We start from the raw sequence: 8,599 nt of genomic DNA, 5'->3' as shown, positions 1-8,599 counted from the left end.
CGCCCAGAGGGCCAGGGCCGTGGCGAAGGCCGCAATGAAGGCCGTGGCGGCGAGCGCCGCGAACGCAACCCGGAAGGCCGCAACGAAGCCGGCCGCCAGGAACGCCCAGCCGGTGAAGCCCGCGGCGAAAGCCGTCCTGAAAATGCCGGCGACCAGCCCCGCAGCGAAAACCCCAGCCGCGAAGGCCGCGGCCGCCGCGAGCGCGGTGAACGTGGCGAGCGCGGTGGTGAGCGCATTCAGCGCGACTCCGTCGAGCAGGACCTCGCACTGGCCAACCAGGCCGCCATGGCAGCCGCCATGGGCGGTGAAGCCGGCGAGCCGCGCCAGGAACGCGCACCGCAAGACGGCGAACGCCCACAAGGCAACCGTGAACCGCGTGGAGAGCGTGGTGAAGGCCGCCGTGACCGCGGCGACCGCAACGGCCGTCGCAACGACCGCCGCACAGACCGCCCTGAAGGCGCCGAAGGCCAGAATGCTGCCGCTGAAGGCAGCGCCGGCTTCAATCCTGAAGCCGTAGCGGCAGCCCCCGTACTGGACGATGCCGGCAATGTGATCGCCCCTGCACAAAACGGCCAGGCCGAAGACCAACGCCAGCCACGCGAACGCCGCAGCCGGGACCGCTATGGCCGTGACCGCCGCGAACGCGGCGAAAACGGTGAGCGCAGCGAGCAACCTGCAGAAGCCGGACAGGCAAGCGGGCAAGCCGAATTTTCGGAACCTAATCAGCCGCAAGCCCAAGAGCAGCGTGCGCAAGCAGCTCCTGAATTTGTAGCACCGGTGGCTGCCGCCGTTCCGGTTGCTGTACTGGCTCCAGCCTACGTGACCCCAGCAGCCGTTGCCGCACCCGTAGCAGCTCCTGCCCCCGCACCGGCGCCAGCCGCTGTGCCGGTTGCTGCCAGCCTGCCCAAGGTTCAGTCTTACGACTTGCCCCTGCAGGACCTGGTTCAGGTCGCCCAGTCCTCAGGCTTGCAGTGGGTCAACTCAGATGCCGCCAAGATCGCCGAAGCCAAAGCCGCCATCGCCGCCGAAGCCAAGCCGGTCCACGTACCGCGTGAGCGCCCACCGCTGGTGGTCGCCGACGAAGGCCCGCTGGTGCTGGTCGAGACCAGGCGCGATCTCGGCGCTGTGAAGCTGCCTTTCGAACAATCGGCCGGCCAGTAAACGCGCCGACCTCTGCCGCATAAGCGGCACCTCACCAAAAGGCCCGCAAATGCGGGCCTTTTTTACGTCCTTCCTATCTTGCAGCAATGTCGTTAAGAGGCCCTAGAATCAACCCAACAAAATAGGCATGGGGAGAGGACGATGGACAATCCGCAGCACGATGCGCGCTATGCGCCGCCGCAGGCCAGCGTAGACGACGTGGTCGCGGCGTCAGAGGGGCCTGAGCTGGCCAGTCGCATGCGGCGATTTTGCGCCGTGATGCTCGACGCTGTTATTCAGTCCCTCTTCCTTTGGCTGGTGTCGGTACTGACGCCCTTCAATCCCTGGAACACGGAAGGACGCGACATGTGGTCCGTCGATCTGGTGAGCATGGGTGTCGGCGCCCTGATTTTTCTTGTGCTCAACGGCTACCTGCTCGCGACACGGGGCCAGACGATTGGCAAGGTCTTGCTCAAGATACGCATTGCCCGACCTTCGGGAGAGTCCGTTTCCGTCAAGCGCCTGGCCCTCCGATATGGCGCGGGGTTCGCGGCCAGCATCATGGTGGTCGTCCTGTGGGTCTATTCCCTGCTGGACTGCCTGATGATTTTCCGGAAATCCCGTCGCTGCCTGCATGACGAGATTGCGGACACCGTGGTCTTCAAGATCTGACAGGCAGCCYAGCCCTGTGACAACCGCGCGCCTCGACACGCTGTACACGGCCGAAACACCGGAGGGCATCACATTGTCCTTACGGCCCGCCGGCATCGTGGCACGCGGGCAAGCCTACCTGATTGACCTGGCCATACGGTCCTGCCTGTTTATCGCTGTGGCCGTAGTGGTCGGAGCAATGGGCAAGGCGGGCGCGGCAATCCTGCTGGTGACCTACTTCGGCCTCGAGTGGTTTTATCCCGTGGTGTTCGAGTTGACCCGCGCCGCGGCCACCCCTGGCAAGCGCGCGATGGGCTTGCGTGTGGTGATGGATTCCGGCCTGCCGGTAACGCCTGCCGCCTCGCTGACCCGCAACCTCCTGCGGGCCGCCGACTTCATGCCGGCGCTGTTTGGTGCCGGACTGCTCTGCGTCCTCTGGCGCAGCGACAGCAAACGGCTGGGTGACCTGGCCGCCGGCACCCTTGTGGTGTTTAGCGAATCAGTCAAGCTTCATGGCGATGTTCCCTTGGCTGATCCGCTGGCCCCCGCACGGCCGCTATCCGCGACCGAACAGGCCTCGGTGCTCTCCTGGGCCGGCCGTGCAACGCGATTAACCCCTGAACGTTTCGGCGAACTCGCAGCGCTGGCAGAGCCCGTGCTTGGCACAGGTGTGCCAGGCAGCAGCGCCACACAACGCCTGCTCGGGCTGGCGCAATGGCTGATGGGCCGGCGTGAAGGAGACGCGCGCCGATGACGCCTCTGCAATTTGAAGCCCTGTATGCGCCCCTCTGGACCGAACTCGAAACGGTGATCGGTATCGCCGAAACCCAGCGCAAGTTCGACGGTGCGCGGCTGGCCACCCTCTACCGCCGTGTTTGCGAGCACCTGGCGCTGGCGCAGGCTCGCGCCTATCCCGTTCACCTGACGCAAAGGCTCGAAACATTGACGCAAGGCGCGCATCGGCTGATTTACCGGCAGCACGACTACGGCCTGGCGCGCCTTGGACGGCTGGCGCTGGTTGACTTCCCGCAAGCCGTACGCGCGCACCGGGCCTACCTGCTGGTGGCGTTCCTGCTGTTCGTGCTGCCGCTACTGGCTGCCGGCCTGGCGACTTACCGCGACCCCGGTTTCATCCTGCACCTGATGGACGCGGCGCAAGTGCAGCAGTTCGACGGCATGTACAGCGACAGTGCAAGGTCCTTCGGGCGCAACCGCGACGCCGGTGGTGACTGGCAGATGTTCGGCTATTACGTCATGCACAACATCGGCATCGGCTTTCGCTGCTTCGCGGCCGGCATCTTCGGCGGGGTCGGCAGCGCCGGCGTGCTGCTGTTCAATGGGGTGCAGATAGGCGCCGTCGGCGGCTACCTGATCGCCGCCGGCCACGGGCAGAACTTCTGCTCCTTCGTCATCACCCACGGCGCCTTTGAACTGACCGCCATCGTGCTGGCGGGCGCCGCGGGACTCAGGCTGGGCTATGCACTGATCGCGCCGGGCCGGCATACCCGGCTAGAGGCGCTCCGGCTGGCGGCCCGCCACGCCATCGTGGTGATTTACGGCGTCATCGGCCTCCTGCTGATCGCTGCCGCCGTCGAGGCCTTCTGGTCTTCGGCGCGATGGGTCACGCCCGCTGTGAAATATGGTGCGGGCGCAGCCTGCTGGGCGCTGGTGCTGGCTTACCTCGGGTGGCAGGGAAGGCCGCGCGCCGTCCCCGCGGACCCCGGAAAACACCATGCAGGTTGATGCACTCGCCGTTGCACTGCGGCCGCGGCCCATGGCCGAAGCCGCGGACCTGGGTGTCGCACTGGTGCGCCGCCATGCCGATTCCATCTGGCGCACTTTCCTGCCCATGTATGTGGTCGTCATCGTGCTGGTGCTGTGCACGGCGGAGTTTGCCGGCTGGCTCCCCGGGCTGTTGATTTTCTGGCTCAAGCCCTGGTTTGACCGTACCTTGTTGTTCATCCTGTCACGCGCGGTGTTCGGCCAGCCCACGCGGTGGAACGACCTCTGGCAGCGCCGTGGGATGGTCTGGGGCGGCCAGTTGCTCCGGACACTGCTGTGGCGGCGCCTGTCTCCCTGGCGTTCATTCACGCAGGCCGTCGATCAGCTCGAAGGCCAACGCGGCGGCGCCAGGCGCAAGCGGCGCGACCAATTGCTGCGCGGGCGCCGTGGTGCGGGCGCCGGCATGCAGATGATTTTTGCCAATGTCGAGATCGCGCTCGAACTCGCAATCCTGTCGGCGCTGCTGTGGTTCGCTCCTGAAGGCAGCTTCGGAGACGTCTGGCGTTGGCTGCTCGACTCGGAGGCTTCGGCGCAAAGCCTGCTTTTTGCAGCGGTGTACGCTTTCGTCGTCGGTTTGATCGAGCCCTTTTTTGTGGCCGCCGGATTTGCGATGTACCTGAACCGGCGCGTTGAACTCGAGGCATGGGACATCGAACAGGAATTCCGCCGTGCTTTCACCCCCGCAGCGGCGAAAGGCCGGCCATGATGGCTTCTCGCCACGCCGCCGCAAGGTGCTTTTCATGGCGATGGGCCGCGGCCTGCGTCGTGATGGCGGGTATGTCATCGTGGGCCAACCCGGCTGCGGCGCCAGCCGAGCCGCCCTCGCGCCAGCAGGTGCAATCGGCCGCCGACCGGGTTCGTGCCGATCCCAACCTGCCCAGCAGCAAGAGCGAAAAATCCCTGCGCTTCAAGAGCCAGGACAAAAAGCCGGAAGACAAAAAGAAGGATCGCGACAGCCTCAACTGGCTCAAGGATTTGGTGGCCAAGGTGTCCGAGGGCGCGCGCCTGCTCGTGTGGGCGCTGGGCGCGCTGGCCCTGGCCTGGCTGGTGGTCGGCATACGGCGCTGGGTGAAGGTGCGGGCCGGCGGCGGCCGGCACCGGATGGCGCCCCTGCCCAGCCATATCGGCAGCCTGGACATACGGCCTGAAAGCCTGCCCGACGATGTGGGCGCCGAAGTCGCGTCGCTCTGGCAGCGCGGCCAGCGGCGGCCCGCGCTGTCGCTGCTCTACCGCGGCGCGCTTTCCCGCCTGGTCCACCTGCATGCGGTGCCCATCCGGAACGCCAGCACCGAAGGCGAATGCGTGGCTCTCAGCGAGGGCCGGCTGGCGCCCATGTCGCTGGAGTTTTTCGCGCGACTGGTGACCGCCTGGCAGCTGGCGGCCTATGGCGGACGCCTGCCGCCCACGGCCGGCGTGCTGGCGCTGTGCGCCGAATTTGACGCGCGGCTGGGCGCATCCATCGCCCCGGCGAAAGCCATCGCATGAGGGACCGACTGATCCTCATCCTGCTCGGCGTGCTGTTGCTGGCGGGTAGCGCCTGGCTGATGTCGGCCACCGAATGGGTGGACGTCGACACACCCACGCCARCCAAGGGTGAGGCCCTCACCAACCCGCTTTACGCCACCGAAAAACTGCTGGTCGCCCTGGGTGCGCGGGTCGTGCGGCACAAAAGCCTGGATGCCATGCCGCCGCCGCAAGCCCGGCTGGTGCTGGTGTCGCGCAACTGGGACCTGTTCCCTGAACGCGCGCAGCGCCTGCGTGCCTGGGTGGCACAGGGTGGGCATCTGGTCATCCCGGGCTTCCTGGCCGGCCATAAATCGCTAAAGGACTGGCTACCCGTCACGGAGCAAAGCCCCTTGAAGTGGGAGTCGCCCGCGATGCCGCCGCGCCCGTTGGCCAAACCCGTCAAGGACATGGACTGCCGCGCGCTGGAAGAGCCCGCCGAGGTCATCGCGAGCTACGCCGACAGCCGTGTCTATCGCGCCTGCGGCGCATATTTCAGCCCCCAGTACCTGCCGGTGAATCGGCTGGCCGCACCGCTGTGGTCCCTGCGCGGCACGGCCGGCACTGAGGCCGTGCGCGTGCAGGTCGGCCAGGGCACGGTCACCGTGCTCGGTGGATGGAACCTGCTGGACAATAGCAACCTGCTGCGCGCCGACAATGCGCAGCTGGCGGCCGCGGCATTGCAGGCGCGCGCCGGCACTGAATTCTGGTTTGTTGCCGAAGAGGCCCGGGAGCCCTTCATGCCCTGGCTGTGGCACCAGGCCTGGGCCGCCCTGTTGCTCGGCTTGCTGGCGCTGGCGCTGGCCCTGTGGCGCGCCAGCGTGCGCTTCGGGCCGTTGGCAGCGTCCGCAAGCGCTCACCGGCGCTCGATGGYCGAGCAAGTGCGCGGTACGGCGCGTTTTCTGCATATGCACGGGCCGAAGGCCTTGCATACAGCGCAGCTTCGCGCGCTGCACGAGTCGGCCACCCGGCAATTGCGCCGGTTTTCACAGCTTGATCCGAAGCAACGCACAGTCGAGATCGCACGCGCCACCGGCCTGGACGCCCTGTTGCTGGAACGCGCCCAGGCAGTCAGGTCGCGCAACCCCGGCGTGCTGGCCGCCGACCTCGAATTGATCGAAACCGCCCGCCGGCGCCTCGACGCCACGGGGCCCGACACGCGGCAGCCAACAGCTTTCACGTCTCCCGTTTCACCCGGCGCCTCACCCAGCGCCTCATCTGCCGCTTCATCTCCTCCTTCATCCTGAACCGAGAAACACCATGTCATTCATTCCCAACGAAGAACTGAGCCGCGCAGCCGAGTCGCTGCAAACCCTGCGCCAGGAGGTCGGCAAAGCCGTGGTCGGCCAATCGGAAGCCGTCGACCAGACCCTGGTGGCGCTGGTCGCATCCGGCCACGTCCTGATTGAGGGTGTACCGGGACTGGGCAAGACATTGCTGGCGCGCGCATTGGCGCAAGCCATGAGCCTGCGCTACGCCCGCGTGCAATTCACGCCCGACCTGATGCCTTCGGACATCACGGGTCATTCCGTGCTGGACCCATCGACCCGGAGCGAAGCCGGCATCGGCACGCTGCGGGTACACCAGGGACCGGTGTTCACGCACCTGCTGCTGGCGGATGAAATCAACCGCGCACCAGCCAAAACCCAGAGCGCCTTGCTTGAAGTGATGCAGGAATACCAGGTCACGCTCGAAGGAAAGGCCATGCCGCTGCCCCGTCCCTTCATGGTGATGGCGACACAAAACCCGATCGATACCGAAGGCACCTACCCTCTGCCGGAGGCGCAGCTGGACCGGTTCCTGCTCAAGATCAACATCGACTTCCCCAGCCATGCTGAAGAAAAGGCGATCGTGCAGCTGACCACCGGCCAGCGTGCCGGCAACCAGTTGCCGCTTGATGCGGTCAGGCCGTGCCTGGACGACGCGCAGGTGCTTGAACTGCAGCGGCTGGCCAGCCTGGTGCAGGCGCACGAACAGGTCATTGACTATGCGGTCCGCATCGCCCGCGCCACGCGCGACTGGCCAGGCCTTTCGTCGGGGGCAGGGCCGCGCGGCACCATGGCCCTAGTGCGGGCTGCACGGGCCGGCGCGCTCATGCACGGACGGGACTTCATCACACCCGACGATGTGGCACGGCAGGCCCTGCCGGCCTTGCGCCACCGGGTGATGATTTCGCCCGATGCGCAGCTGGAAGGCCTGGGTGTTGACGACTTGCTGCGCAGTGCCCTGGGCAGCGTCCAGGCCCCCCGTCTCTAGGCCGCAACTCATGCGCTGGTTGGTGATCCCCGCAAAAACGACCGTCAGGGTGCTGGCTTGCATCACGGCGGCCGTCGCGCTGGCCTTGCTCGGGGGTTTGCCGGTTGACCGGGTCGCGATACTGGCCGGCGCCGTCTTGCTGGCGGCGCTGGCAGGCGCCATTTTTGATCTCTGGCGCAGCCTGCGCCTGTGGAGGACAGCGCCGCTGCGCATTGAGCGCACGCTGCCCGGCGCTTTTTCACTGGGCGTGCCAACGGTGCTGACACTGGCGCTGGTCAATGACGGCCCCCTGGCCTGGGCAGTGACGGTGTTCGATGAGGTCGATCCGCGGTTTACCTTTGAAGGCCTGCCACAGGCCGTCACCGTGCCACCGGCTTCGCGCGCCGAGTTGCGATACACGGTGACCGCGAGAGAGCGCGGCGTCGCCCTTTTCGGCACGACCCAGCTGCGCTGGCACACCCGCGGCGGCTGTCTCGAGGTGCAGCAGGCGCTAGGCCAGCCCGGGAAGCYGCGTGTCTATCCCAACTTTGCCGCACTGGCCCGCTATGCCTGGCTTTCCGGTGACCGGCGGCTCGCCCAGATCGGCATTAAAACCTATGTCCAGCGCGGGCTGGGCACTGATTTCCGCCAGCTTGCTGATTACAAAACCGGGGACTCCCTGCGGCACATCGACTGGAAGGYCACACTGCGCCACCAGCGGCCCATCGTGCGCGAATTCCAGGACGACCGCGACCAGTGTGTGTTTTTCCTGCTGGACTGCGGCCGCCGCATGCGCGCTGATGAAAGCAGCCCGGAGCAAGAGCTGCGCGGCAGCAGCCATTTCGACGAGGCCCTCAACGCGCTGATGCTGCTGAGCTATGTCGCACTGAAAGAAGGCGACGAGGTCGGCGCAATGACTTTCGGCGGTTTGCCCGGGCATCGGCGTGACTTTGCGCCCCGCAAAGGCGCCGCCACACTCAATGCCCTCATGAACCGCCTGCACGACATCCAGCCCGGCGCCATGCATTCGGACTATCTCATGGCGGCGCAGGAACTGCTGCGTGTACAACGTCGCCGTGCACTGGTGATAGTGCTCACCAACTTCCGCGACGAGGATTCGGCTGAGCTGCGTCCCGCGCTCAAACTATTACGCCGCAAGCACCTCGTCCTGGTGGCGAGCCTGCGCGAGCGGGTGCTTGGCCGCATCGCCGGCCAGGCGCTGTCCAGCCCGGCGGATGCCGTGGATGTCGCGGCAGCCCACCTCTTCGGGCAGTCGCGGCGCGATGCC

The 8,599-nt window shown here is 66.6% G+C and carries 8 protein-coding genes and 1 pseudogene; all 9 read left to right on the top strand.

Annotated elements, in window-relative coordinates; translation table 11 throughout:
• A pseudogene (locus AC1DWI_RS06930) lies at nt 1–1,161 on the top strand (Rne/Rng family ribonuclease); the annotation flags it as partial.
• Between the two features lie 141 nt (nt 1,162–1,302).
• Nucleotides 1,303–1,812 (top strand): RDD family protein, encoded by a 510-nt coding sequence (locus AC1DWI_RS06925; RefSeq protein ID WP_477671304.1) that lies wholly within the window; start codon nt 1,303–1,305, stop codon nt 1,810–1,812.
• A gap of 16 nt (nt 1,813–1,828) precedes the next feature.
• The gene (locus AC1DWI_RS06920) at nt 1,829–2,545 is read left to right on the top strand and encodes an RDD family protein (protein WP_477671303.1); all 717 of its coding nucleotides are present in this window, start codon (nt 1,829–1,831) and stop codon (nt 2,543–2,545) included.
• Nucleotides 2,542–3,534 (top strand): stage II sporulation protein M, encoded by a 993-nt coding sequence (locus AC1DWI_RS06915; RefSeq protein ID WP_477671302.1) that lies wholly within the window; start codon nt 2,542–2,544, stop codon nt 3,532–3,534. Before AC1DWI_RS06920 ends, AC1DWI_RS06915 begins: the two co-directional genes overlap by 4 nt.
• Nucleotides 3,524–4,279, top strand: a complete 756-nt coding sequence (locus tag AC1DWI_RS06910; RefSeq protein ID WP_477671301.1) for a hypothetical protein — start codon at nt 3,524–3,526, stop codon at nt 4,277–4,279. The genes AC1DWI_RS06915 and AC1DWI_RS06910 overlap by 11 nt, the downstream gene beginning before the upstream one ends.
• Entirely contained in the window at nt 4,276–5,058 is a 783-nt protein-coding gene (locus AC1DWI_RS06905; RefSeq protein WP_477671300.1) for a DUF4129 domain-containing protein, read from the top strand. Before AC1DWI_RS06910 ends, AC1DWI_RS06905 begins: the two co-directional genes overlap by 4 nt.
• Nucleotides 5,055–6,323 carry a DUF4350 domain-containing protein gene (locus AC1DWI_RS06900; RefSeq protein ID WP_477724585.1) on the top strand — a complete coding sequence of 423 codons (1,269 nt, stop codon included), beginning with the start codon at nt 5,055–5,057 and terminating at the stop codon, nt 6,321–6,323. Before AC1DWI_RS06905 ends, AC1DWI_RS06900 begins: the two co-directional genes overlap by 4 nt.
• 13 nt (nt 6,324–6,336) lie before the next feature.
• Nucleotides 6,337–7,332, top strand: a complete 996-nt coding sequence (locus AC1DWI_RS06895; RefSeq protein WP_457279406.1) for an AAA family ATPase — start codon at nt 6,337–6,339, stop codon at nt 7,330–7,332.
• Nucleotides 7,333–7,342: 10 nt separating this feature from the next.
• Nucleotides 7,343–8,599, top strand: a 1,257-nt coding sequence (locus AC1DWI_RS06890) for a DUF58 domain-containing protein (protein WP_477724584.1), incomplete at its 3' end; no start/stop codon positions are given.

Source organism: Polaromonas sp. P3_C2 (assembly GCF_056402675.1).
The sequence above is the reverse complement of the archived record's forward strand: the minus strand, read 5'-3'. Positions and strand labels throughout refer to the sequence as shown.